Origin of the sequence: Acinetobacter sp. WCHA55 (genome assembly GCF_002165305.2) — a bacterium.
Classification (GTDB): Bacteria; Pseudomonadota; Gammaproteobacteria; order Pseudomonadales; family Moraxellaceae; genus Acinetobacter.
In genome coordinates, this window is record NZ_CP032286.1 from 2,475,740 (window position 1) to 2,500,978 (window position 25,239).

Consider the following 25,239-nt stretch of genomic DNA (forward strand, 5'->3'; position numbering starts at 1 on the left):
TATCTCACATGGATGAAGAATAAAAATGCAGCATATTGAACAAGGAAACCTGAAAAAAGGTTTAAGTAATCGTCATATTCAACTCATCGCCCTCGGTGGTTCCATCGGCACGGGTCTATTCCTTGGTATTTCACAAACCATCAAACTTGCAGGACCTTCTGTTATTTTAGGCTATGCCATCGCAGGTCTTATTGCCTTTCTCATGATGCGCCAGCTTGGTGAAATGATTGTACATGAACCCGTGAGTGGTTCTTTTAGTCATTTTGCTTATAAATACTGGGGCAAATTTGCGGGCTTTATGTCTGGCTGGAATTATTGGGTACTGAATATTTTAGTGTGTATGGCTGAACTCAGTGCTGTCGGTCTCTATATCCATTACTGGTGGCCTGATATTCCAACTTGGGTTTCTGCTTTGGGTTTCTTTATTTTCATTAATGTCATTAATCTATTACACGTAAAATTATTTGGTGAAATGGAGTTTTGGTTAGCCATCATTAAAGTCGTGGCCATTATTGCCATGATTGCTTTTGGTAGTTACTTGCTGGCCAGCGGTAGTGGTCATAGCCAGTCTAGCTTACAAAATTTATGGCAGCTCGGTGGCTTCTTCCCCAATGGTATTACAGGTTTAGTGATGGCTATGGCCATGATTATGTTTGCTTTCGGTGGAATTGAACTGGTGGGTATTGCAGCAGCAGAGACCGATAATCCGCAAAAAACTCTCCCAAAAGCCGTCAATCAAATTGTTTACCGTGTCTTGTTGTTTTATATCTTAAGTCTAGTCGTGATTTTGTCACTTTATCCATGGAATATGATGGCTCAAGGTGGCAGTCCTTTTGTATTGATTTTCGACTCTTTGGGCAGCCAAACCGTGGCCGCTGTTTTGAATTTTGTGGTTTTGACTGCGGCAGTTTCTGTCTATAACAGCACCAATTACTGTACCAGCCGCATGCTGCTTGGTCTGGCACAACAAGGCAATGCCCCAAAATTTTTAAGCAAAATTAATCCGCGTGGTATTCCTGTAAATGCCATTATGGTTTCAGCTTTCTTTACTTTAATATGTGTTCTGATTAACTATTTATTTCCTGAAAAAGCATTTAACCTACTCATGATGCTGGTCGTAGCGGCTATTGTGATTAACTGGGTTGTGATTTCTTATACACATTTAAAGTTTAAAAAAGCCATGAACCGTATGCAGGTAAAAACCCATTTTCCAAGTGTGGCCTATCCATTTACCAATTATTTATGTATTGCCTTCATGGCGAGTATTCTACTTATTATGAGTCGTAGCCCAGATATGCAAATCGCAGTTCTCATGATTCCAATCTGGATCGCGATTTTACTGACGGCTTATCTCTTTAAACGGAAGAAAGAAGATCATGTTGCGTTACTTGAAAAAAGTAAAATCACTTCCTTACCAGAAGCGTAATATCGTATTTATCATATTAGGATGTATTCATGTTTCAACATATTGATGCCTATGCAGGTGACCCGATTCTTTCTCTGATGGAGGAATTCAGCAAAGATGCACGCCAGAATAAGGTCAATCTCAGTATCGGACTTTATTATAATGAAGATAATATCGTGCCGCAGCTACAGTCGGTTCAAAAAGCCTATACACATTTAATTCCTGACTATGACAAAGTCCGAGTCTATTTGCCTATGGATGGGCTCAAGAGCTTTAATCTAGCTGCGCAAGAACTCATTTTCGGTCAGACTAGCGCTGCCCGTCAGCAAGGGCGTGTCGTCACCATTCAGACTTTGGGTGGTTCTGGTGCACTCAAAGTAGGCGCAGACTTCTTAAACAAATATTTCCCGAAGTCTGAGATCTGGGTCAGTCAGCCGACATGGGAAAACCATATTGCAATCTTTAATGGCGCTGGTGTTCAACCCCATTTCTACCCTTATTACGATGCGGACACCCATGCCGTAAATCTAACTGCGATGCTAGATACCCTAAAGCAACTGCCTGCTCAAAGTATCGTACTACTACATCCTTGCTGTCATAACCCAACAGGTGCAGATTTAGCACCTCATGAATGGGATCAAGTGATTGAGGTTCTAAAAGCAAATGACTTGATTCCTTTCTTGGACATGGCCTATCAAGGTTTTGGTCAAGGCTTGGAACAAGATGCTTATGCGATACACGCGCTAGATCGGTCTGGTATGAACTTTATTGTCAGCCATTCTTTTTCCAAGATCTTTTCCTTATATGGCGAACGCGTAGGTAGCTTGAGCATTGTCTGCGATGACGCAAACATTGCCCAAAATGTATTGGGTCAGCTTAAAGCGACAGTCCGCCGCATTTATTCTAGCCCAGCAGTTAACGGTGCGTTATTGGTGAGTCAGGTATTAAATGACACAGCGTTGTCTCAACTATGGCAGTCTGAATTAGAAGAAATGCGTCAGCGTATTTTACTAATGCGTCGCTTACTTGAAGACAAACTTAGTCAAGCACTACCAGATATGGACTTTAGCTATCTCACCCAGCAACAAGGCATGTTTAGTTATACGGGCTTAAGTGCAGAACAGGTCGATTTGCTGAAACAAGATTATGGTATCTATTTAGTCCGCAGTGGCCGTATGTGTACTGCTGGCCTGAATTTAAACAATATTGATTATGTGGCCGAGTCGATGGCAACTGTGCTTAAAGCTGCAAGTTCCGCTGAGTCTGTGCTTGCTTAAAATATATCATGTTCACTTAGGCTTCTCACTCTAGGGTTAGAAGCCTTTTTATCGTTATTTTTCAGAATTTGAATCAAAGCAACCTACGTCTACAGGTTTCAGCTTAGCTATCTAGTTCCTAATTTCCCCTTTTCCTTTAGACAAGGTATCAGAAAATGAAATATTGATACTGTCTAGCACGGCCGCATCCCATAAAAAATCCACCCTCTGGTGGATTTAAAACTTATTTCATCTTTTCAGTATCATCGACGCTTTTATATGGCAGCAGCTGGACGAAATAAAGCATCAATCTGACGCTGTACGCCAAGTACATAATCAATTGCTTGCTGCATTTGTCCTTCGGGTAACTGATCTTCTGTGCCAATACAAGTAATGACATGATCCAGTTGCTGTGTGAAATTAAAGACTGGAATACTAATCGCATTGATCCCTGCCATCATATCTCCTGTGACTGAAGCATAGCCTTGGCTCAGGATTTTCGCTTTCAGCTCTAAAAAATCTTCCCAATTTGCAGGATACTGCTCTGGTTTAACGCTACTTTCCCATTCTTTTTCCAATAATGGCTTGATGATGTGCTCAGGTTGGAAGCAGGCATGCAAGCGCCCTGTAGCAGATTTCAGCAGTGGCATGCGTGAACCGACTCGGGTAATAATATTAAAGACATGATTGGATTCTAGAGACTGAACCACGACCGCGCCATCGGCGAACCATTTACTGACATGAATACTGCAATTCAGATGTTGCTGAATATCTTGAATATAACGCTGGCTTAATTCCAACATATCTGTTCGTTTGAGTGCATTCACCCCAAAAGCATGTGCACGCTCACCTAAGCTATAACGCCCATCCGTTAATTGCTGAGCATAACCTTTACGAATCAAGCTCACCACATAACGGTGTACTTTGGCCGGATGCATGGATAAAACTTCAGACAGCTCTTTTAACATCATCGGTGCATTATGTGCGGTTAATGCATCTAATACAGTTAATCCAACTTCCAGAGACTGAACCCCTCCCTGTATTTTTTCTTCCTCAACACTCATCGCTTTACCCTGCATAGCTGCATTAGTTGTCATAACTCCATTAGTGAATTGTACTACTTAAATCAAAAATGTGAGCCATTTAAAGCTGACTCTCTCATTCAGAGTAGTATAGCTCAACAATTTACATTATTCATAAATAAATTATTTATTGCGTAATTTAAAAATATACGTATGATTCTATCTATAACTTAAATTTTCCACGGAAAGGATCAATATCCATGAGCAAACGCTTGAAGTCATTTATTGAAATTGCTGCACATTCAGATTTCCCGCTAGAAAATCTGCCTTATGGCATTTTTAGTGAAAAACAAAATTCCCTGCCTCGTGCAGGTGTAGCACTGGGAGAATGGGTAGTTGATCTAGCGGTACTGGAAGCACATGGTTATTGCAAATTGGCAGATGGCAAACTGGTCTTTAATCAACCGACACTGAATATGTTTATTGAATCAGGTCAAACCAATTGGTCTAAGGTCCGCGCAGAATTACAAGCTTTGTTGTCTGCAGATAATCCTGAACTTCGTGACAATCAGGCTCTACGTGATCAGGTTTTCTTCAAACAATCAGACGTCAAAATGCATATGCCTGTACACATCCCAGGCTATACCGATTTCTATTCATCTAAAGAACATGCCACCAATGTCGGTTGCATGTTCCGTGACCCGAAAAATGCGCTGCTGCCCAACTGGTCAGAACTCCCAGTTGGTTATAACGGTCGTGCCAGTTCGGTCATTGTGAGTGGTACAGACATTGTCCGCCCATCAGGACAAATCAAACTGCCAGATTCAGAACGCCCTGTATTTTCTGCTTGTCGTAAACTCGACTTTGAACTGGAAACTGGATTTATCGTAGGCAAGTCAAGTCAGCTGGGTCAACCTGTTCCAATTGAAAACGCTTGGGATCATATTTTCGGTATGGTGCTATTTAATGACTGGTCTGCACGTGACTTGCAACAATGGGAATATGTACCACTTGGCCCGTTTAACGCCAAAACTTTTGCGTCGTCTATTTCACCTTGGATTGTGACGCTGGAAGCACTTGAGCCATTTAAAACCAGTTCACCTGAACAAGAGCCGAAACCTTTGGCTTATCTGCGTGAAGACAACAGCAGCAATAGTTATGACATTCATCTTTCGGTTGAAATTCAGCCCGAAAATAACAACCAGAGCGATGTAATCTGCACAACCAACTTTAAATATATGTACTGGTCCATGGCTCAGCAGTTAACTCATCATACGATTGCGGGCTGTAACTTGCAGGTCGGTGATTTGATGGGTTCAGGGACCATTTCAGGACCAACCCCAGATGCTTATGGTTCATTGCTCGAAATCACATGGAATGCCACCAAACCTTTAATGCTATCAAATGGTGAACAGCGTAACTTTATCCAAGACGGCGATACCGTCATTATGAAAGGCTACTGCGAAAAAGATGATTTACGGATTGGCTTTGGTGAAGTCAGCGGCAAAATTCTGCCAGCAGTAGATTTTGGTTTTAGCCAATAATTGCAGCCTAGGATCTTGCCGATGAAATTGTATACCTATTTTCGTAGTTCTGCGGCTTACCGAGTTCGTATTGCCTTGAATTTAAAAGGTCTGACTGCTGAACATGTACCTGTGCACTTAGTCAATAATGGCGGTGAACAACATAGTGAAAGCTATCGTGAGATCAATGCGAGTGGGCTCGTGCCCACATGGGCAGAGCAAGACTTTGTTCTGACTCAATCGCTAAGCATTCTTGAATATTTGGAAGAAAAATTCCCAGACACAGCCCTGCTCCCTCAAGACTTGCAGCAGCGTGCTTTGATCCGTGCATTTAGTTTAAGTATTGCCTGCGACATCCATCCACTTAACAACCTACGGGTACTTCAGTACCTAACAGGTACATTGGAAATAAGTGATGCGCAGAAAACAGCTTGGTATAAACACTGGGTTTTAACGGGTTTTAAAGCCCTTGAAGCACAACTGGAACAGCCAAATGGCAAATTCTGTTTTGGCAATCAGCCGACCCTCGCAGATTGCTGCCTAATTCCACAGGTTTATAACGCGCTACGTTTTGATTTTGATTTATCGGACTATCCAAAAATTTGTTCGATCTACGCCCATTGCAACACTTTAGAAGCCTTTCAACACGCTGCACCTGAAATGCAACCTGAAGCTACCTAAGTTTTTTATAAGGATATAAAAATGACCATTCAAATTGAAAAAATCCATCATGTGGCCTACCGTTGTAAAGATGCTAAAGAAACCGTGGAATGGTACAAAAAAAATCTAAACATGGATTTCATTCTCGCCTTTGCTGAAGACCATGTCCCTTCAACCAAAGCCTTTGATCCCTATATGCACCTCTTCCTAGATGCAGGTAACGGCAATGTTCTGGCTTTCTTTGAACTGCCAACCCAGCCTGAAATGGGCCGCGATGAAAATACTCCAAAATGGGTGCAACACATTGCACTTAAAGTCAAAGACCGTGAGGCACTGATTGATGCTAAAGAACACCTAGAAGCCAATGGTATAGAGGTCTTGGGCATTACCAATCATGGTATTTTCCACTCAATTTATTTCTTTGATCCAAATGGCCATCGTTTGGAACTGGCCTATGACGATGAAAAAGCGCCACAAAAAATTGCCATGATTACTGAACAAATGAAATATGACATGCTGGAAGAATGGAGCAAAACCAAACGCGCGCCGCAGCATACGCATTTCCTACATGCAGATGAATTAAGCCATAACTCTCGTACCGCCAAAGTAGACGCTTAAGTCTGGCGAAAGTTGTGCTGATAGTGAATGTCTTAGAGGCAACTTCAACGATACTTTTTAAAAACTCAAAGCAGCTTCGGCTGCTTTTTCTGATTGAAATAGACAGCTATTCTTATGTTAATTAGACACTAAAAGTATCTTAATTCTACCGCCAGTCATCAATAATCACTGTCCTTTTACTTCACGGCGAATCCTATCTCCATCCTCATCTAAATCAAATTGTTCATGCATGAAACCTGTATATGCATACCTTTAAACTTATAGGTTTAAACATCAGTTAAATAGGCCGAAATTTCATCAGCAGCAGCTCTTGCTGTTCTAGAAACCCCAATAAGTGTTGCGGATGCCATGCCAGTCCATTCCCCATAGCCAACCAACCAAAGGTTATTTACTTTTATTGAGCGTCCATCATTCACAGCAACCGTCTGATCAAGCTCTACCACACCAAGACCTCTTAAATGATTAAGTGCAGGGTTAAATCCTGTACACCAAATCACAGCATCTACCGCTTGAGTTGAACCATCAGCCCAAACAACTGAATGCTTAGCAAATGCTACAAAAGGCTCTCGACTGTGTAATACCCCTCGTGTTCTCGCCTCTTTGACACTGTCAATCATGACAATATCACCCAGACCACCAACGGGTTGATCAATCACACGACTTTCCTGTTGGGCTTTTAAACGTTCAGTTGCCCGAAGAAATAAAACACGCCCATCAACATCATCCGATAAAAATTGAGGTGGTGTTACTGTGACCCAAGTGGTATCTGCAAATTTTGAGACTTCGGCAAAAATTTGTGCCCCAGAGTTACCGCCCCCAACCACGATCACTTTTTTATTGATAAAAGGCTCTGGATTTAAGTAATGAGCTGAATGTATTTGTATCCCTTCAAATCGCTCATGCCCTTCATAATGTGGAATATAAGGTTGACTCCATGTTCCAGTAGCACTGACCACCGCTTTTGCTCGCCAATATTGATCACCTGCATACACATCTAAATAGCCATCTTTTTGTTCAATATGATCCACATGTACAGGACGAATGATCGGAAATTGATAGCGTTGCTCGTATGCAGATAAGTAGTCAATCACTTCTTTTCGCGTTGGGTAAGTTTGCTCAGTTGTAGGCATCATCCAACCCGACAACGAACTCCAAGTATTAGGAGAAAAAAGACGTAGTGACTGCCAAGCATGCAGCCATGCACCACCCGCCTGAACTTGGTCGTCCAAAATAACAAATGGAATTTTCTTACGTTTGAGGAAATACGCTGAAGCAAGGGCTGCCTGACCACCACCAATAATAACTACATCGACTTCCGTTTGTAATTGAGCCAAAGTATTGCTCCTATTCTTTATTGTCATAATCAGAATTTAACGCCCAGTCTACTCAAAAGACTGGGCTTTGATCATCTAAAATTTATAAGCTGCGCTGATTAACACGCTTAGACAATTCTTCCGCTGACTCTTTTCGTTCTGAATAACGATTGGTGAGGTACTGACTCTGCCCACGCGTCAGCAGAGTGAATTTATACAACTCTTCCATGACATCAACAATTCGATCATAGAAGGATGAAGGTTTCATCCGTCCATCTTCTTCAAACTCTAAAAAAGCTTTAGGAATAGAGGACTGGTTTGGAATGGTGATCATACGCATCCAGCGGCCTAAAATACGCATTTGATTGACACTATTAAAAGACTGCGAACCGCCACTCACCTGCATCAAGGCCAAAGTCTTGCCTTGTGTTGCTCGAATCGCACCCCCTGCTAAAGGAATCCAGTCAATTTGCGATTTAAAAATTGAACTCATGGAGCCATGACGTTCAGGTGAACACCACACCATGCCTTCCGACCATGCCAAAAGCTCATGTAGTTCTTTTACCTTTGGATGTTCCATATCTGCATCTTCAGGTAAAGGTAGCCCTTTAGGATGAAAGATTTTTACTTCAGCACCAAACTGCTCCAAGATACGACCAGCTTCCATCACCGCCAATCGGCTGTATGAACGCTCACGGTTAGAGCCATAGAGCAGCAAAATACGTGGTGAGTGATCTAGCGCTTTGACCTGTACTTTTTCTAAAGTCGGTTGATCGAGCAGATTCATATCTACATTTGGGAGAGTCATATAAATTACACCTCTGCTTTAAAAAACTTTTTTCTAAGCCACAAAGACACGCTCACCAAAGCAATCAATACTGGGACTTCAACCAGTGGGCCAATTACAGTAGTAAACGCCACGGGTGAAGCTAAACCAAAAGTCGCAATCGCGACAGCTAAAGCCAGTTCAAAGTTATTTCCCGCAGCAGTAAAGGAAATTGCTGTGGTTTTAGGATAGTCATTCCCCATCCATTTGCTCATAAAGAAGCTAATGAAAAACATCACAATAAAGTAAATCGTCAATGGAATGGCGATACGCAAGACATCCATCGGTAAGCTCACTACATCGTTTCCTTTAAGGCTAAACATCGCCACAATCGTGAACAATAAAGCCAGTAAACTCAGCGGACTAATCTTGGGTAAAAAGGTATCTAGATACCAAGCCAAACCTTTAGTACGAACCAAAATAAATCGGGTCATAAAGCCAAGTAAAAATGGAATTCCTAAATACACCAGTACCGCATGAGTAATCGTCCAGAAATCAACGTTGATCACTTGTCCTGCAATACCGAAATAGGGTGGTAGGAAAGTCAGGAACAACCAAGCATAGGTACTGAAAAATAAAATCTGGAAGATACTGTTAAAAGCCACCAATGCAGCAACATATTGGTTATCCCCACAGGCCAAACCATTCCACACCAAGACCATCGCAATACAACGAGCCAGTCCTATCAGGATTAAGCCAGTCATATACTCTGGATAGCTATGTAGAAAAATAATGGCTAATGCAAACATCAGAACAGGTGCGATGAGCCAGTTTTGCACTAAGGATAACGTCAGTGTTTTCTTATCATTGAATACCTGTGGTAAAGCTGCGTAATCCACTTTGGCTAATGGCGGATACATCATCAGAATCAAACCAATCGCAATTGGAATATTGACGGAATCCACACTCATTTTATCCAAAGCCACTGAGGCTTGCGGAAAGAACACACCGATCGCTATTCCCAATCCCATCGCAATGAAAATCCATAGCGTGAGGTTACGATCTAAAAATGACAGTCTTTGTTGAGCCATGATATTCTCATTCAATATCTGAGATGTGATTGATTGCAGCAATCAATTCAAGATGAGACATATGCGCTGTATCCAGAGCCAATAATGCATCTAAGCGACGGTTGATATGATCAACGGTAACTTGGAATGCTTTGAGTTTTTCTTCTTTCGATAAATCTAGATGCGAAGGATCTACTAAACCCCAATGTGCTTTGATTGCACCATCTAAATAAAGTGGGCAAGCTTCCTGAGCTGCTGAATCACAAACTGTAACGACCACATCTGGTTGGTATTGTTCACAGTCATCAATGGTTTTGCTCCACAAACCATCTGTTGAAAGACCTAGATTTTCTAAAGTTTCTATGGTCAATGGATGTACTTGCCCTGATGGCTTACTGCCCGCACTGTATGCTTTCCACCCTTCAGGTGCACCGTTGTTAAAAAGAACTTCTGACAGGATGCTACGGCAACTATTTCCAGTGCACAAAAAAAGGAATTTCATATTGTTCTACTCGCAACAACTATTGATTTGCTGAAATGATGGGGCAAGTATTGGCTGTAAATCGGCATTTTTGAGGGTATTTAAAACGTCTGTGCACCAAGTCGGTAAATTGGGATTGAGACTGTAATAAACCCATTGCCCCTGACGTCGATCTTGCAAAAGACCAGAAGAACGCAGTAAAGCTAAGTGCCGCGATATCTTAGGCTGACTAAGTTTTAGTTTTTCAGTCAAATCACAGACACACAGCTCATGATTAACCACAACCAACATGACGATATTGAATCGCGTTTCATCAGCCAAACATTTAAAGAAATTGATTTGATCCATATTTTTACTCACTCGACCATATGGATATATCAATACTCAAGTATATCCATGAAATTTTTATTTCAATCGCTGCCCATTTTCATCCAGTACACGCTCACCGTCTTCTTTAGAGAAAGCACCCTTTTGCGGAAGTGGCAAAATTTCTAAAATCAATTCTGACGGACGACATAATCGCGTGCCGAACTCAGTGGCTACAAATGGACGATTAATCAAAATTGGATATTGAAGCATAAAGTGAAGCAGTTGCTCATCCGTCCAATCCTCGCGGTCCAGCTCTAAATCACAATAAGGGGCAACATTCTTACGAATTGCCTCTCTCACTGTTAAACCCGCATCCGCAATCAGCTGAGTGAGCTGACTTTTAGATGGAGGATTTACAAGATATTCAATGATTTCTGGTTCAATATTGGCATTACGAATTAACGCCAATGTATTGCGTGATGTACCACAATCTGGATTGTGGTAAATCTTAATTTGTGGAGTAGCTGTCATTTGCTCAAACTCAATGGCATCTTTAAATACACTTATATATGAATATGTATATATATGCAATTTCATATGTAAGTGTATTTAAAGATACTTTCAGGATATATCGTGATCTAATGAGCATGTTAAAGTTAAATATGTCCAAGATTTAGAGGTCAAGCTATGGAAACAGTTATGATTACGTTGATCTTAGTTATTATTTTGATTTTACTTGTCATATTTTATAAAAAGAAAAAATAAACTATAGCTTTTCAGTTTATAGATAGAATCCAAAATAACCAAAACCATTGATCGATAAAAAAGTAAGAGAACTTATCACCCTCTTACCTTAAAAATTAATGAATCATAACCCATCAAATCAACACTATTATTTAACCTTGTAAAACAGTGTCGAAAGGATAATGATCTAAATATTGCATTGCTTCGTCTGTATAATTTACCGTATTAAGCACTCTCACTAGCCCAAACCATATCTACCCTTTTAAGTATTAATTAACGCACTGGCTAAATCTCCACTACCCATCAAGTCAGATACCTGCCCACCCAAAGGCTGACTAAACTGAATACGCTTAATCTTTGAGGCTTTTTCTTCAGAAAACACTGGAATTTGGCTCATCGCAAATTCAGACAATGCCGTGATGGTTAAAGATGGGTTCACGCCTAGATTACCTGGCACAATCGAACCATCTAATACACGTAAATTTTGATAACCAAAGACTTGACCCGTAAAGTCTACAACGCCATTCGACGCGTCATTGCCCATCGGGACACCACTCATAATATGCGCTGTCGTTGGCGTTCCCAGTAAAATTTCGGTGAGTGCAGAACCTGGCTCTCCACCCAATTTTTGTGCAATCAGTTTAGTGGCTTCCTCAGCCGCAGGAAATGACACCGTAAGTGGCGTGTCTCCTTCTTTTTGCACGGCAGTGATACTATTTTTGAATAGGCGATACCACTTTCTACGCCACTCAAAATGAATAAATGCTTCAGATTTTTGCATTACCAATAAAATGATCGAATCTTTGGCTTTCCCCTTATAACGCAGTACTTTAAAGGTTTTTAAGGGATGCAACAGTGTATTGAACACAAACTTCATAAAGCGCATAAAGCCCTGACCAGTCACCATAGGCACATATGGAATATAAATCCATGAAGCATCTGCACCTTCAGGAAAACGCGTGACTTCAATATTGGTATCTTCGTCAACCGAAATAAAGGAGCTGATTGCCACACCATCATCCAGTTTTTTACCCGTATTGTTCACTGTAGTCAGGGTTTCCGAATTCGTCCGAACTTCCTGCCCCAGCAAAGAAGAAATATTAGGTAAAGTTTTATGCTGATCCCGCATTTTTAATAGCATCGGCACAGTACCCATCACCCCTGCAGATAACACCACCCCACGACTGCGCAAACTATACTGACGAACTTGTTTCCCGATAGTTTCTTTGACTATCACTTCGTAACCTGCACTGCCATCTTCATTCAGTGGTGTGATTTTCACCACTTCGCAACTTGGACGAATTTCAACGCCATTACGCTCAGCAAAATACAAGTAATTTTTCATCAAAGTATTTTTTGCATTGCTGCGGCACCCCAACATACAAGCACCACAATAAATACAAGAGTTACGTTCTGGTCCATCTCCATTGAAATATGGATCTTTTGCTAATTTACCTTCTTGACCAACTGCTTGCGAAAAAAATACCCCTGTGTTGACCGTTTTAAAGGAGTTTGCATATCCAATGTCACTTGCTACTTCTTTTAACGTGTCGTCTGCAATATTGGTATAGCTATTATTCGCCGTACCTAACATACGCTGAGCGAGACCGTAAAAAGGCTTTAAGGTGTCTTTCCAATCTTTACGAATTTTCGTCCATGCCTCGGACTCAAAAACCTCATCAGGTGGAATTAAGTGCACATTGGCATAAATTTGTGAGCCCCCACCAACGCCTACTCCATGCAAAATGGTGGTTTTACTGGTGAAGGTAAATTGCATTGTGCCTCTGAATCCCAGTTCAGGCCGCCACAAATAGTTTTTTGTGTCTAAATTGGTGGTGGGAAAATCCTTGTCTTCACGACGTAAACCCTTCTCCAAAATTAGGACTGTATAGCCTTTTTCACTTAAGCGTAAAGCACTGACCGATCCACCAAACCCTGAGCCAATCACAATTTGATCATAATCAAAATCTTTATTATTCATTCTATTAACTCCTTTAATAGTTTTATTTTTCATTTTTAAATACACCAACCCCCTCTCTTCAAAATATCCATCTTGAAGTGAAAGGTGATTTTGAGGTTTTAAATTTTAAGCACTTATGACTTCATCCTAATCAATAAATTCAGCAACCAATTGGCAAATTTCCCATACGGTGGCGCGAGAAACTTCAAACTCGAAAAACCCGCCTGATAAAATACAGGGCGCATTTTAGAAAAAGTCAAAAAGCCTTCATAACCGTGATAGTGCCCCATGCCACTGGGACCGACCCCACCAAAGGGTAAGTCATGCTGCCCAACATGAAATAAGGCATCATTGACCGAAACCCCACCAGACATAACTCGGCTGATATAAAATTCAACTAAGCTTTTGTTATTGCTAAATGGATAAAAGGCCAATGGACGATCACGCTGAACAATATAATCAACCACATCTTCAGGCTTTTGGTAGGTTTTGACCATCAAGATCGGGCCAAAGGTTTCACGCGTATCAATTTCCATCTCATCATTACTATTCAACACTAAAGTCAGTGGAAATTTCCGTGTCGCCGCATCAGGCTCTTGCTGATTTAAATTGATCAAACTTGCCCCTTTGGCTTCAGCATCTGCCAAGCTATTTACTAAGCGCTGAAATGCACGCTCATCAATTACAGAAGTATAATCTGTGCTATGAATATCAGGCACATGTTCCTGCACCCACACTGATGCCGCTTGAATAAACGCTTGTAACTTCGACTCATGCACAAAGAGATAATCGACATTGGTACAGATTTGCCCAGCATTGAATTGCTTCACAAACATAATCCGTTCTACGGCTTTGTCCATTGGATACTCAGGGTCTATCACAGCAGGAGATTTTCCGCCTAGCTCCAGAGTCACAGGGGTTAAGTTCTGCGCTGCCGCGGCCATGACTTTTCGACCCGTTGCACCAGAGCCTGTAAACATCAGGTGATCAAACGGCAGTTTTGAAAATGCGATGCCCACCTCCCCAGTCTCATCAAAAATCTGTAATTTTTCCGCTTTAAAGTATTTGGGACTTAACTCAATCAGCAATTCAGCCAAATGTCTTGAATTTTCAGACATTTTAACCATAGCGGTATTTCCCGCAGCAAACACGGCCGACAACTGTGAAAACATCAAATTGATGGGGAAGTTCCATGGCACAATAATGCCAATCACCCCGAGTGGCTGAGGAATTACACGGTTCTTCGCACCAAAATACAAGCTATGATCGACATGACGCTTTTGTACCTTAGTCCACTGTTTTAAGTGTTTGATGCTGCTGTTAATATCATCTGTGACCGTAATAATTTCTGCCAGTAAGGTTTCATGGCGTGAACGATTGCCATAATCACGATTCAGGGCTTCAATAATTGCTTCACGGTGATTGTTAATCAGCGCTTTTAAATTCAGTAAATGTTGCTTACGTTGTGCAATCGTTTCAATGTCTTGTTGATGAAAGCTTTTACGCTGTAATTGAAAACAATCATGTAATGTCTGTTCTATCACTGTTTGCTCGATTTGAGGCTGAACCGTAAGTTGCATATGCTTTTCCTTTCACGGCTAAAAATGGTGATTTAATACTTCTTTTCTATGTTGGTTGAGATAATCTCTTATCCTACTTTAACAAATGGCTTGAATTATGCTTGACTTTTTAGGACACTAAATTGATCTTTTAGGACAACATGGAATGTTATAATGGGAAGTTATATTCGTGCAGCCAGCCTCGGCGGGTTTGAAGACTTAGTCCGTAGCTATGGTATAAACCCTATAGAAATCTTGAAAGAGATCGGGATTTTACCTGCTTTACTCCGTGATCCAGATTCATTTATTCATTATGATCATTATTTAAATTTATTGGAAAAAGCGGCCTTAGCCTGTCAGGATAATTGCTTCGGTTTAAAACTCGGTGCACTCCAAAATATTAGCACAATCGGCTTGATTGGCGTCTATATGTCCCGACAAACAACCATACTTGAAGCCTTAAGCGTGGCACAAAAATATGTCTATTTACATGCTGAAGGCATTGTCTTCCATGTCTCGCAGCATAATGCTCTGCTCTGTAAGCTGAACTTTGTTCGATTAAGTGAATACAACACCGATGTACCACAAAAATCACAACTGGCCATTTGCCTTGTTGCAAATATTTTAAAAGATTTGATTGGCCCCCAGTGGCATGCAGAAAAAATTTGCTTCAAGCAAAAAACACCAAAAAATGGGGCTCAAACTTTCCAGGATCACTTTTCATGTCCAGTAGAATTTGAAACTGATGAAGATGCGCTTTATTTCCCTGCAAGCTTTTTAAACTATAAACCCTATAATTTTAATGAAGATGCCATCAATCAACTGATCGTACAACAGCTTGAAACACAAAGCAGTACCAAAACTGAAGATAATACGGCACTGATAGAGAGTTCGGTACGAATGCTGATGGCAACAGGAGACTGCAGCATTGAAAATATCGCACTCTGTATGGGTATGCATCCAAAAAAGCTTCAGCGCGTTTTAAAAATGCAAGGAACAACATACCGAGATATACTTGAAAATGTCCGAAAAAAAGAAGCCCTTCGTATGCTTGATACAGATAATGTGAGTTTGACGGATATAGCTTTACAGTTGGGCTATGCAGAGTTATCTATTTTTAGTCGCAACTTTAAAAGTTGGTTTGGCGTTCCCCCAACCGAGTTAAAAGACAAAAGTAGAAGCCATATTGTCTGACTTCTGGTTTTGCTACTTTTTAAATAAAAAGTACCAACGGAATCAAGCATATAGTTTAAATCCATTGAATTTCGCTCTATTTAATACATACTCAATTGATTATTTCGGGAAAACAAAAGATGCAACCAAGCGTGCTCCCCAACCTTTCGGGCTGCCGTCAGTATCATCAATCCAATATTGAGCACAACCACCCACACTAATCGCCTGACCATTTAGGCGAATCACTTTAGTCACAGTCCAGTTGACAGGAACTATGGCTTTTTCTGCATTCCAGTCATATGTCGTTTCTGTATTCAATGCCACCGTCGTACTATCTGGATAAGTGCAACTAATAAAAGGTTGCACAAAGGTACTACTTATCGCCTCAGCATCATCTTCATGTTCTACTCCCCAAATATGGTTTGCCAATACCCCCAAATGTCCACCCCTGACTTTGCTTCAAAACGACAAAAGTTGGGCCAGCACCGTATTGATCCGCACCCAAGACCTTTTCAGAAGCGATTGGAAATAGAAAGGCAGGAACTACGCCCCATGCAATACCACTGTCCGATGTTTTTAAGGGAGAAAAGAATAAGCTTTGTACAATATCACCCACGCCCCAATCGTCATCACGTCCACCATCATTATAAATTTGATAATTTCCGGGTAATACAGTACGAGAGATCAGATTCCAATTTTCATTTAATTCAATCGGGATAGGCTGAATATTGAGTTGATAACGTTCTATACTTTCAGCCGCACCAATGTTTTCATCATCATTTAATTGAAATGGCACACTGACCAAGTTCGCGACAGGATTGGATAACTGTTGAGCCAAATCAGCGCCATCATCTGCATAAGCCTGAGATATACTTAAAAACCCAAAATGTTCAGAAAAAGTAAGCTTTTTATTGGTCAATGTTTGAGACTAAAATTATTCATATATTCATTGCATGCTTATCATCATTTATGGTTTACAGTAGAGCGATAGCGAACTAAAACTCTAACTTTTTAATAAATTATGCTTTTAACGGTATAACAAGAATACAACTTAATTTAAGTCAAGATTGAGCACTGATTACACCGCTTAATGACCATCTGCCTTCATTCATCTATATCTAAAACTAAAGATTTTTGTTCTTAACATTTGATTCAAATTTATATGTTTTTTATAACACAACACAATATAACCACAACAATTATCATTATTGCAGTAGACAATATTAATCATTTAAAAAAACAATAACTTGGTCTTCTAAAGAAAAAAATCGATAAATGATCTACAAAATATGGTTTTGTATTATAAAACAGCAAAGAAAAATAGTGATAAAAATCACAAAAAGGATTTATTATTACACTCAATTGAGCGTTTTTTAACCAAAAAATAAATTTTATATTTCAAATTATATATTTATATTTTTCATAAACTTAAGTTTTAAATGTGTGTTTTTTTAGTATAAAAACTCTATTATGATTACTTTTTGAACTGATTAGTTATCTATAGAGCATTTACTCTTATTTTAATTGTGCTATTTTTGTGACACGGAGTAACAAATGATTTCGGTTAACCGACTTCTCCAAAAGCCAAAAAACATAAACACAAAATGAGCAACAAACATTTGCATTTGCACCTCAAGGAAAGACGTAGAATGAAATTAAAGACATTAACGACAGCAATGATTTTAGCAACTGTACCAATGACGGGGGCATTTGCCGCTGCTCTAGATCGTTCAGGTCAGTCAATCTCTGCATTCTTGCAACCTGGTAACTATTTTGAAGCAGGTATTTCTGTATTAGATCCAGATGTGTCTGGTAAAACAAACACAACATATGGTGGGGAAAAAACTGGCGATATGGCTGGTGATTACTATTTCCCAAGTGCTGCTCTAAAATTACAACTGACTGATCATTTTTCTTTTGGTTTAATTTATGACCAACCTTTTGGTGCCGATGCTGAATATACATCTTCGGCAGCCTTCACAAGTCCAAATGGTGATACAAACGTAGAAGTAGATACGCAAAACTTATCTATGATTTTTGGTTTTCAACCAACTGATAACTGGAATTTTTACGCAGGTGGCGTGTATCAAACAATTAAAGGTGACGTAGAACTTCAGGGACGTGCATACAGTGGTTCTCCTTTACCAACAACAGGCTTTGCCGGCTATAAAGCCAAGATCAAAGAAGATAGCGCTGCGGGCTGGTTGGCAGGTTTTGCATATCAAATCCCAGAGATTGCTTTAAAAGCAGCAATTACTTATCGTTCAGAAATCGAGCACTCAACAATTGTTGATGAATCATCAAATGGTCTTAATGTTCCTCAAGCACCGATTCCAGGAATTATTAATGCAAATGCAGGTCTTGGTTCAACTGATATTACAACACCCCAATCTGTAAATTTAGACTTTCAAACAGGGATCATGGCAAATACTGTAGCATTTGCTAATGTACGTTGGGTGAATTGGAAAGATTTCTCAATCCGCCCTTATGCATTCGGTGTAGCATCTAAGCTCGCAGGACCTGCAGTTGGCAAACCAGATGGTTTTGACCTTGTTGCATACACAGATGACCAATGGTCAGCAAATGTAGGTGTAGGTCGTAAATTAAATGAACAATGGGCTGGTAACGTTTCTGTGGGATGGGACTCCGGTGCAGGTAACCCTGTAACTACACTAGGCCCAACTGAAGGTTACTGGAACGTTGGTCTAGGCGTTCAATATAGCCCAACACCTGCAACCTTTATCGCTGGTGGTGTAAAATACTTCTGGTTAGGCGATGCTAAAGCTCAGTCTGGTGCTCAATTCGATACTGCAAACTACGTTGCGGAATTTAATGACAATGATGCTTTAGCTTATGGCTTAAAAATCGGTTACAAGTTCTAATTATTAATACTGAAAAAAACCATCTGCACAGATGGTTTTTTTTCTTTTCTTAAAATGGAATCTTTTGTTATTGCTATACAACTGTGATTCATTTGGCCAACAAAGCAACACTTAAATATTTCACATAAAATTTAATCAATCATTTAATACAAAAAATAAATCTTTATAAATCATAAAATTAATATTTTTTTTTAGTGTTTTTACTCTACACAAGTACAATTTTTAACTTTTCAGTTCATTTTACAACCATAGTTGAGCATTTACTCTTTTTGTATTTATGTTACTTTTCGTGCCAATCACTTACATAAAGCTACAACAAGGAATGTTCCCTATGAAGCTTACAGCTCTTCGCTCGGCTATTTTGCTCAGCTTAATCCCAACAACTTCAGTATTTGCTGCAGGTCTTGATCGCTCAGGTCAATCTATTCTGCCATTTCTACAATCTGGAAATTATGCAGAAGCATCGATTAGTGTGCTCGACCCAAGTGTAAGTGGCAAAAGCAATAACGGCTCAACTGTTACTGACATGGCGGATGACTATTATTTCCCATCTGCTGCACTTAAAGTTCAAGCAACCGACCATTTTTCTTTCGGTTTACTTTATGACCAACCTTATGGTGCTGACTCACAATATTCATCAGATCTAGGCGCTTTTGGTGATGGTACTGAAGGAACAAGTGTAAAAGTACGCACCAATAATCTTTCATTAATTGTAGGTTACCAACCAACCGAAAGCTGGAACATCTACGCAGGTCCTGTTTACCAAACAGTTAAAGGTAATGTATCTTTACGCGGTACAGCCTACTCTTTACTTTCTGGCTACAACATTGACCTAAAAGAAGACAATGCATTTGGTTGGTTAGCTGGTGCAGCTTACCAAATCCCTGAAATTGCACTAAAAGCTGCTGTTACTTACCGTTCTGAAATTAAACATGAATTAGATACAACTGAAACATCAAATATCTATATTCCATCATACGGTATTGATCTACGCTCTGTGACAAGCCAAACAGAAGTGGTTACACCACAATCTGTGAACCTTGATTTCCAAACAGGTATTGCAAAAGATACTTTAGCTTTTGCTAATGTACGTTGGGTACATTGGGATCAGTTTGCCGTAAGCCCAGCAGCTTTAGCAAGTGCTAGTAAACTCGCTAAAGGTAAAGCTCAAAATTTAATTGACTACTCAGATGATCAAATTTCTGCAACAGTTGGTGTAGGTCATAAATTTACTAGCAAATGGTCTGGTTCTGCATCTGTAGGTTGGGATTCTGGCGCAGGTAACCCTGTAACCACTTTAGGCCCTGTTGAAGGCTTCTGGAGCGTAGGTTTAGGCGGTCAATACAGCCCAGCCGAAAACTACTTCGTACAAGCAGGTGTAAAATACTTCTGGTTAGGTGATGCAAAAGCTCAAACTGGCGGTACAGTTGCTGGCGACTTTAGCGATAATGATGCTATCGCTTATGGTTTAAAATTTGGTTATAAATTCTAAACCGTAGCATCAGATCCAATAAAAAGGCGCATCTATTGAGATGCGCCTTTTTATTTTCGAAAATATGGCTTGTTTGTTTTAAGCCGGAATATCACGAACTGAAGCATTACGAATTGCCTCTTTTAAAGCTTCATAACCATGAATTGCAGGGAATTGTGGGAATTCTTTAATCACATTTTCTGGTGCATCAAACAAAAAGCCTTTATCCGCCTCACCCAGCATAGTGGTGTCATTATAAGAATCACCTGCGGCAATCACACGGTAATTTAGTCCATGCAATCCTTTAACTGCTTCACGTTTTTGGTCAGGTTGGCGCAGCTTATAGGCTGTAATCATACCCTTTTCATCAGTTTCTAACTTATGGCAAAAAATCGTTGGCCAGCCCAGTTGCTTCATTAAAGGATGCGCAAACTCATAAAAAGTGTCTGATAAAATAATCAACTGAAAGTGTGTACGTAACCATTCAACAAATTCTTTTGCTCCAGGAAATGGGCCCATTTCAGCAATCACTTCTTGAATATCATTTAAACCTAAACCATGTTCTTTTAATATATTCAAACGCTGTGTCATGAGCACATCATAATCAGGAATATCACGTGTGGTTGCTTCAAGCGCTTTAATGCCTGTTTTTTTAGCAAAGTTAATCCAAATCTCTGGAACTAACACCCCTTCTAGATCAAGGCAAACAACTTCCATGAATACTCCCTTTTTATTTACGTGGAAAAATTTTGAACTATCATAGCTTAATATTTGTCTAATGCACTGCTGTTTTTTAAATCTATTTTTTTCATAAGCATTTATTTTTTAGTGATAAGTAGCTTATTTCAACTCTATTAAAATACGCAGCAAATAACGTAATATAGGTCTTGTTAGATTCCAAGCCTATTGCCAGGATACTCATGACAACCATTCCAACTATTGATCTTGTTGATGCTCTTGCGGCTGAATATGCGGACAAAGCGCCAAGTGAAATTTTAGCACTTGCACTAAATCAAACGGGCGAAATTGCCATCTCGTTTTCAGGTGCAGAAGATGTCGTACTTATTGATATGGCTGCTAACTTAGGTAAACCTTTCCGTGTCTTTAGTTTAGATACAGGACGTTTACACGCAGAAACCTATCAGTTTATTGAAACTGTGCGTAAACACTACAACATTAATATCGAAATCTGTTTCCCAGAAGCAGATGCCGTTCAACAACTAGTCAATGAAAAAGGTTTATTCAGCTTTTATCAAGATGATCATAAAGAGTGTTGTGGTATCCGTAAAGTTCAGCCTTTACGTAAAAAATTAGCGACTTTAGATGGTTGGATTACGGGTCAACGTAAAGACCAAAGTCCTGGCACACGAACTGAGATTCCAGTTGTTCAAGCAGATGCGGGCTTTTCAGGTGAAGGCAAACAGTTGATTAAATACAATCCCCTTGCCAACTGGTCCAGTGCCGATGTGTGGAGCTACATCCGCATGATGGAAGTGCCTTATAACCCATTACATGAACGCGGTTTTATTTCTATCGGCTGTGAACCATGTACACGTCCAGTGTTACCCAACCAACATGAACGTGAAGGACGTTGGTGGTGGGAAGAAGCGACACACAAAGAATGTGGCCTGCATGTAGGTAATTTGAAAAAGTAAAGACCAAAACCACTGCTTCGCAGTGGTTTTTCGCAACCAATGGATACACACAAAGCGCTCCCATTGTTAAAAAAAATCGATATACTAGCTTTAAGTTCTATAATTCTAACAAGATTGCTCACATAGGAGCGGTCAGATATTGCAGTGAGGCAATCCAGACTATGCGTCCATTACATCCGATTGACTTTATTTTTTTATCGCTTGAAAAACGCCAACAGCCCATGCATGTCGGTGGATTATTCTTATTCCAAATCCCTGAAAATGCACCTGCCAGCTTCATTCAAAATTTAGTTGCAGATATTCGCAATTCAAAATCTATTCCTATTCCTCCATTTAACAACAAACTCAATGGTTTGTTTTGGGATGAAGATGAAGAGTTTGATCTTGATCACCATTTTCGTCATATCGCACTTCCCAAACCTGGTCGTATCCGCGAACTCCTGACTTATATTTCGCAAGAACACAGCAGTTTGATCGACCGTGCAAAACCATTATGGACCTGCCATATCATTGAAGGAATTGAGGGTAACCGTTTTGCCATGTATTTCAAAATTCACCATGCAATGGTGGATGGAATTGCAGGTATGCGGTTGGTTGAGAAATCCTTATCACATGATCCAAACATCAAAAGCATCGTACCGCCTTGGTGTGTTGAAGGACCACGCGCTAAACGCTTGAAAGAGGATAAAGCTAGTCGATTTAAAAAGATTATGAATGGTGTGGTTGGACAGCTTGAATCTACCCCACGTGTCATGTATGAACTGTCTCAAACCATCATGAAAGATATGGGACGTAATCCTGATTATGTTTCGAGCTTCCAAGCACCTAGCTCTATTCTTAACCAGAGAGTTAGCTCCTCTCGTCGTTTTGCAGCACAGTCTTTTGAGTTTGACCGTTTACGTCATATTTCTAAAAGTTTGGGTGTTACGATTAATGACATCGTACTGGCAATTTGTTCAGGTGCCTTGCGTGAATATTTATTGTCGCAAGACGCACTTCCTAAAAAGCCTTTAATAGCCATGGTGCCTGCCTCTGTTCGCGATGATGATTCGTCTATGTCGAATCGTATCACTATGATTTTGGCAAATTTAGGCACGCATAAAGAAGATCCTTTAGAGCGCCTCGCAATTGTTCGTCGTAGTGTGCAAAATGCCAAAGAAAAGTTCAAACGCATGAACTCAAACCAAATCCTAAACTATAGTGCGTTCGTTTATAGTGCTGCTGGACTCAACATTGCCTCAGGCTTAATGCCTAAGCGCCAAGCGTTTAATCTGGTGATTTCAAATGTCCCTGGCCCACGTGAACCATTGTATTGGAATGGGGCACGACTCGATGCACTATACCCTGCCTCAATCATTTTGGATGGTCAAGCACTCAACATCACCATGACCAGTTATTTAGATAAACTTGAAGTTGGTTTGACAGCTTGTCGCAATGCACTTCCGAAGATGCAAAATCTACTCACACACTTAGAGGAAGAGATTCAACGCTTTGAAGCAATTGTGGGGGTCGAAGACCCAAAGTTGCAAGCGGTTAGTTGATGCCGCAAAACGAATCAAAAATACAAGAATAATCAATAAAACTAAGGGGCTTCGATAAGCCCCTTAGTTTTTAATGCTACGACATTGTTTTAATAATTGATGACACGCAGTACGAATCATGGCAGTTGTAATTTGAACTTCTTTACCCTGATCATCCACGATATACGCATTATGCGTTACTTTCGTATCTAATAAATGTTTCAAACTAGGTTGAATAATTGCTTCTCTAACACCCATATCACACCTCATTTGCTAAACCTATTTGGGAGAATAAGCTTTGGCTATTTCCGTGTTTCTAGTATTAAAAATCTAAGGTCGAAAGTAAAATTTCAGTTGTAACAACTATTTAACCATATATTGTTACAATTTCAGCTCAGAATGATATCGTATTGCTCTTGCGTATATAAATTTTCCACCTGAAATTTAATCACACGACCAATGAAATGCTCTAAATCCGCGACTGCTGGGGCTTCTGCAGTTAACAAACGGTCAATCACTGATGGATGCGCAACGACAGTAAAGCCAGTCTGAGACTGATAGGCGCGTGTATAACGCATGATTTCTCGAAAGATTTCGTAACATACCGACTCTGCTGTTTTCACATAACCACGCCCCTGACAGGTCGGGCAAGATTCACATAATAAGTGTTCTAATGATTCACGCGTACGTTTACGTGTCATTTCGACCAAACCAAGCTCAGAAACTTGGGTAATTTTGGTTTTTGCATGGTCTTGCTCAAGCATCCGTTCAAACTGAGTCATAACCTCAGTTCGATGCTCCTGCTCTTGCATATCAATAAAGTCGATAATAATAATACCACCTAAATTGCGTAGTCTCAGCTGACGTGCAATGACCTGTGTCGCTTCCATATTGGTTTTAAACACAGTGTCTTCTAAAGAGCGCCCCCCCACATATGACCCTGTATTGACATCAATCGTGGTCATAGCTTCAGTCTGATCAATCATCAAATAACCACCAGACTTCAGCGCAACACGCGTCTGCAGCGCTCTTTGAATGTCTTCTTCGACATTATACAAGTCAAAAATTGGGCGCTCACCCGGATAATGAATGAGGCGTTCTTTAATATTCGGGACAAATTCTTCTACGAACTCTTGGAGCTTGCCATGAATTTCACGTGAGTCGACTGAAATTTTAGCGGTCTTTTCACTCGCAAGATCGCGAATAATGCGTTGGGGTAAAGGAAGCTCTTCAAAAATTAACGATGGCACTGCAATACTGATCTGCTTGCGCTGAATGAATTCCCAAAGTTTCGCTAAATAAGCCATGTCTTGTGCAATAGCAGCTTCCGCAATCCCATCAGCGGCGGTACGAACAATCACAGAACCTGGAAGCTTATGTTCTGCTTGAATTCGCTCAATCATAGAACGTAAACGATCACGTTCAGCTTCAGATTCAATGCGTTGAGAAACACCCGTATGATTGCCATAAGGCATCATTACTAAGTAGCGCGAAGGAATGGAAAGATCTGTTGAAAGCCGAGCCCCTTTGGTGCCCAGCATGTCTTTCATGACTTGAACAGTAAGAATTTGTCCCGGCTGTAAGAGCTCAAAAACATTCGGAGTGGGTTGATTACGTGACCAAACCATATCGTTAATATGTAAAAAAGCAGTTCGTGACAGTCCAATATCAACAAACGCAGCCTGCATTCCTGGAAGAACACGCACAACTTTACCTTTATAAATATTGCCCACTAAACCACGTTTCACCGTACGCTCAATAAATAATTCATTGACCGTGCCGTTTTCAATTAACGCGACGCGACATTCCATAGGCGTGACGTTAATTAATAACTCGTCAGACATAACAAACT

At 40.3% G+C, this 25,239-nt stretch carries 24 protein-coding genes; 10 read left to right on the top strand and 14 right to left on the bottom strand.

Going from position 1 to position 25,239, the window contains the following annotated elements; genetic code table 11:
• Nucleotides 1–25: 25 nt before the first annotated feature.
• Nucleotides 26–1,426, top strand: coding sequence for an amino acid permease (locus CDG62_RS14780; protein WP_087527738.1), 1,401 nt, complete (start codon nucleotides 26–28; stop codon nucleotides 1,424–1,426).
• A 29-nt stretch (nucleotides 1,427–1,455) separates the two neighbouring features.
• Nucleotides 1,456–2,682, top strand: a complete 1,227-nt coding sequence (locus tag CDG62_RS14785) for an aromatic amino acid transaminase (protein WP_087527737.1) — start codon at nucleotides 1,456–1,458, stop codon at nucleotides 2,680–2,682.
• Nucleotides 2,683–2,936: 254 nt separating this feature from the next.
• Here CDG62_RS14785 and CDG62_RS14790 read toward each other — a convergent pair whose 3' ends face one another.
• Nucleotides 2,937–3,758 (bottom strand): IclR family transcriptional regulator, encoded by an 822-nt coding sequence (locus tag CDG62_RS14790; protein WP_087527736.1) that lies wholly within the window; start codon nucleotides 3,756–3,758, stop codon nucleotides 2,937–2,939.
• 185 nt (nucleotides 3,759–3,943) lie between these two features.
• On the opposite strand from CDG62_RS14790, the gene fahA reads away from it, so the two are divergent.
• The 3 genes from fahA to CDG62_RS14805 are packed head-to-tail and all read left to right on the top strand — an operon-like array spanning nucleotide 3,944 to nucleotide 6,484.
• Entirely contained in the window at nucleotides 3,944–5,227 is a 1,284-nt protein-coding gene (gene fahA / locus CDG62_RS14795) for a fumarylacetoacetase (RefSeq protein ID WP_087527735.1), read from the top strand.
• 21 nt (nucleotides 5,228–5,248) lie between these two features.
• Nucleotides 5,249–5,887, top strand: coding sequence for a maleylacetoacetate isomerase (gene maiA, locus CDG62_RS14800; protein WP_087527734.1), 639 nt, complete (start codon nucleotides 5,249–5,251; stop codon nucleotides 5,885–5,887).
• A 21-nt stretch (nucleotides 5,888–5,908) separates the two neighbouring features.
• A complete protein-coding gene (locus CDG62_RS14805) occupies nucleotides 5,909–6,484 on the top strand; it encodes a VOC family protein (protein ID WP_087527733.1) in 576 nt (191 codons plus the stop codon).
• Nucleotides 6,485–6,750: 266 nt separating this feature from the next.
• On the opposite strand, the gene CDG62_RS14810 is transcribed toward CDG62_RS14805, so the two are convergent.
• The 8 genes from CDG62_RS14810 to CDG62_RS14850 form a co-directional block, all read right to left on the bottom strand.
• A complete protein-coding gene (locus tag CDG62_RS14810; protein WP_087527732.1) occupies nucleotides 6,751–7,818 on the bottom strand; it encodes an ArsO family NAD(P)H-dependent flavin-containing monooxygenase in 1,068 nt (355 codons plus the stop codon).
• Between the two features lie 82 nt (nucleotides 7,819–7,900).
• Complete coding sequence (gene arsH / locus CDG62_RS14815; protein ID WP_087527731.1) at nucleotides 7,901–8,605, bottom strand: arsenical resistance protein ArsH; 705 nt, start codon at nucleotides 8,603–8,605, stop codon at nucleotides 7,901–7,903.
• 5 nt (nucleotides 8,606–8,610) lie between these two features.
• A complete protein-coding gene (arsB, locus tag CDG62_RS14820) occupies nucleotides 8,611–9,654 on the bottom strand; it encodes an ACR3 family arsenite efflux transporter (RefSeq protein WP_087527730.1) in 1,044 nt (347 codons plus the stop codon).
• A gap of 7 nt (nucleotides 9,655–9,661) precedes the next feature.
• Nucleotides 9,662–10,135, bottom strand: coding sequence for an arsenate reductase ArsC (locus CDG62_RS14825; protein WP_087527729.1), 474 nt, complete (start codon nucleotides 10,133–10,135; stop codon nucleotides 9,662–9,664).
• Between the two features lie 6 nt (nucleotides 10,136–10,141).
• A complete protein-coding gene (locus CDG62_RS14830) occupies nucleotides 10,142–10,462 on the bottom strand; it encodes a metalloregulator ArsR/SmtB family transcription factor (RefSeq protein WP_087527728.1) in 321 nt (106 codons plus the stop codon).
• A 57-nt stretch (nucleotides 10,463–10,519) separates the two neighbouring features.
• Nucleotides 10,520–10,954 (bottom strand): arsenate reductase (glutaredoxin), encoded by a 435-nt coding sequence (gene arsC, locus CDG62_RS14835; protein WP_087527727.1) that lies wholly within the window; start codon nucleotides 10,952–10,954, stop codon nucleotides 10,520–10,522.
• 475 nt (nucleotides 10,955–11,429) lie between these two features.
• On the bottom strand, nucleotides 11,430–13,148 hold the full coding sequence (locus tag CDG62_RS14845) for a GMC oxidoreductase (protein ID WP_087527726.1): 1,719 nt from the start codon (nucleotides 13,146–13,148) through the stop codon (nucleotides 11,430–11,432).
• 113 nt (nucleotides 13,149–13,261) lie between these two features.
• Nucleotides 13,262–14,707: a coniferyl aldehyde dehydrogenase gene (locus tag CDG62_RS14850; protein ID WP_087527725.1), complete on the bottom strand. Its 1,446-nt coding sequence runs from the start codon at nucleotides 14,705–14,707 to the stop codon at nucleotides 13,262–13,264.
• Nucleotides 14,708–14,860: 153 nt separating this feature from the next.
• On the opposite strand from CDG62_RS14850, the gene CDG62_RS14855 reads away from it, so the two are divergent.
• A complete protein-coding gene (locus CDG62_RS14855; RefSeq protein ID WP_087527724.1) occupies nucleotides 14,861–15,880 on the top strand; it encodes an AraC family transcriptional regulator in 1,020 nt (339 codons plus the stop codon).
• Between the two features lie 99 nt (nucleotides 15,881–15,979).
• Here CDG62_RS14855 and CDG62_RS19685 read toward each other — a convergent pair whose 3' ends face one another.
• A complete protein-coding gene (locus tag CDG62_RS19685) occupies nucleotides 15,980–16,288 on the bottom strand; it encodes a hypothetical protein (RefSeq protein WP_228254400.1) in 309 nt (102 codons plus the stop codon).
• A complete protein-coding gene (locus CDG62_RS14860) occupies nucleotides 16,257–16,778 on the bottom strand; it encodes a hypothetical protein (RefSeq protein WP_228254401.1) in 522 nt (173 codons plus the stop codon). The genes CDG62_RS19685 and CDG62_RS14860 overlap by 32 nt, the downstream gene beginning before the upstream one ends.
• Before the next feature lie 730 nt (nucleotides 16,779–17,508).
• Between CDG62_RS14860 and CDG62_RS14865 the strand changes: the two genes are divergently transcribed.
• Both CDG62_RS14865 and CDG62_RS14870 read left to right on the top strand, forming a co-directional pair.
• Complete coding sequence (locus CDG62_RS14865; protein WP_087527723.1) at nucleotides 17,509–18,741, top strand: OmpP1/FadL family transporter; 1,233 nt, start codon at nucleotides 17,509–17,511, stop codon at nucleotides 18,739–18,741.
• A gap of 331 nt (nucleotides 18,742–19,072) precedes the next feature.
• The gene (locus CDG62_RS14870) at nucleotides 19,073–20,233 is read left to right on the top strand and encodes an OmpP1/FadL family transporter (protein ID WP_087527722.1); all 1,161 of its coding nucleotides are present in this window, start codon (nucleotides 19,073–19,075) and stop codon (nucleotides 20,231–20,233) included.
• A gap of 78 nt (nucleotides 20,234–20,311) precedes the next feature.
• On the opposite strand, the gene thrH is transcribed toward CDG62_RS14870, so the two are convergent.
• Entirely contained in the window at nucleotides 20,312–20,929 is a 618-nt protein-coding gene (gene thrH / locus CDG62_RS14875; protein ID WP_078426022.1) for a bifunctional phosphoserine phosphatase/homoserine phosphotransferase ThrH, read from the bottom strand.
• 203 nt (nucleotides 20,930–21,132) lie between these two features.
• On the opposite strand from thrH, the gene CDG62_RS14880 reads away from it, so the two are divergent.
• Together CDG62_RS14880 and CDG62_RS14885 are read left to right on the top strand one after the other, a co-directional pair.
• A complete protein-coding gene (locus CDG62_RS14880) occupies nucleotides 21,133–21,867 on the top strand; it encodes a phosphoadenylyl-sulfate reductase (RefSeq protein ID WP_087527721.1) in 735 nt (244 codons plus the stop codon).
• Between the two features lie 161 nt (nucleotides 21,868–22,028).
• Complete coding sequence (locus CDG62_RS14885) at nucleotides 22,029–23,408, top strand: WS/DGAT/MGAT family O-acyltransferase (protein ID WP_087527720.1); 1,380 nt, start codon at nucleotides 22,029–22,031, stop codon at nucleotides 23,406–23,408.
• 63 nt (nucleotides 23,409–23,471) lie between these two features.
• On the opposite strand, the gene CDG62_RS19385 is transcribed toward CDG62_RS14885, so the two are convergent.
• Entirely contained in the window at nucleotides 23,472–23,645 is a 174-nt protein-coding gene (locus CDG62_RS19385) for a PA1571 family protein (RefSeq protein WP_004981331.1), read from the bottom strand.
• 131 nt (nucleotides 23,646–23,776) lie between these two features.
• Complete coding sequence (gene rng / locus CDG62_RS14890) at nucleotides 23,777–25,231, bottom strand: ribonuclease G (protein WP_004981336.1); 1,455 nt, start codon at nucleotides 25,229–25,231, stop codon at nucleotides 23,777–23,779.
• Nucleotides 25,232–25,239 lie beyond the last annotated feature (8 nt).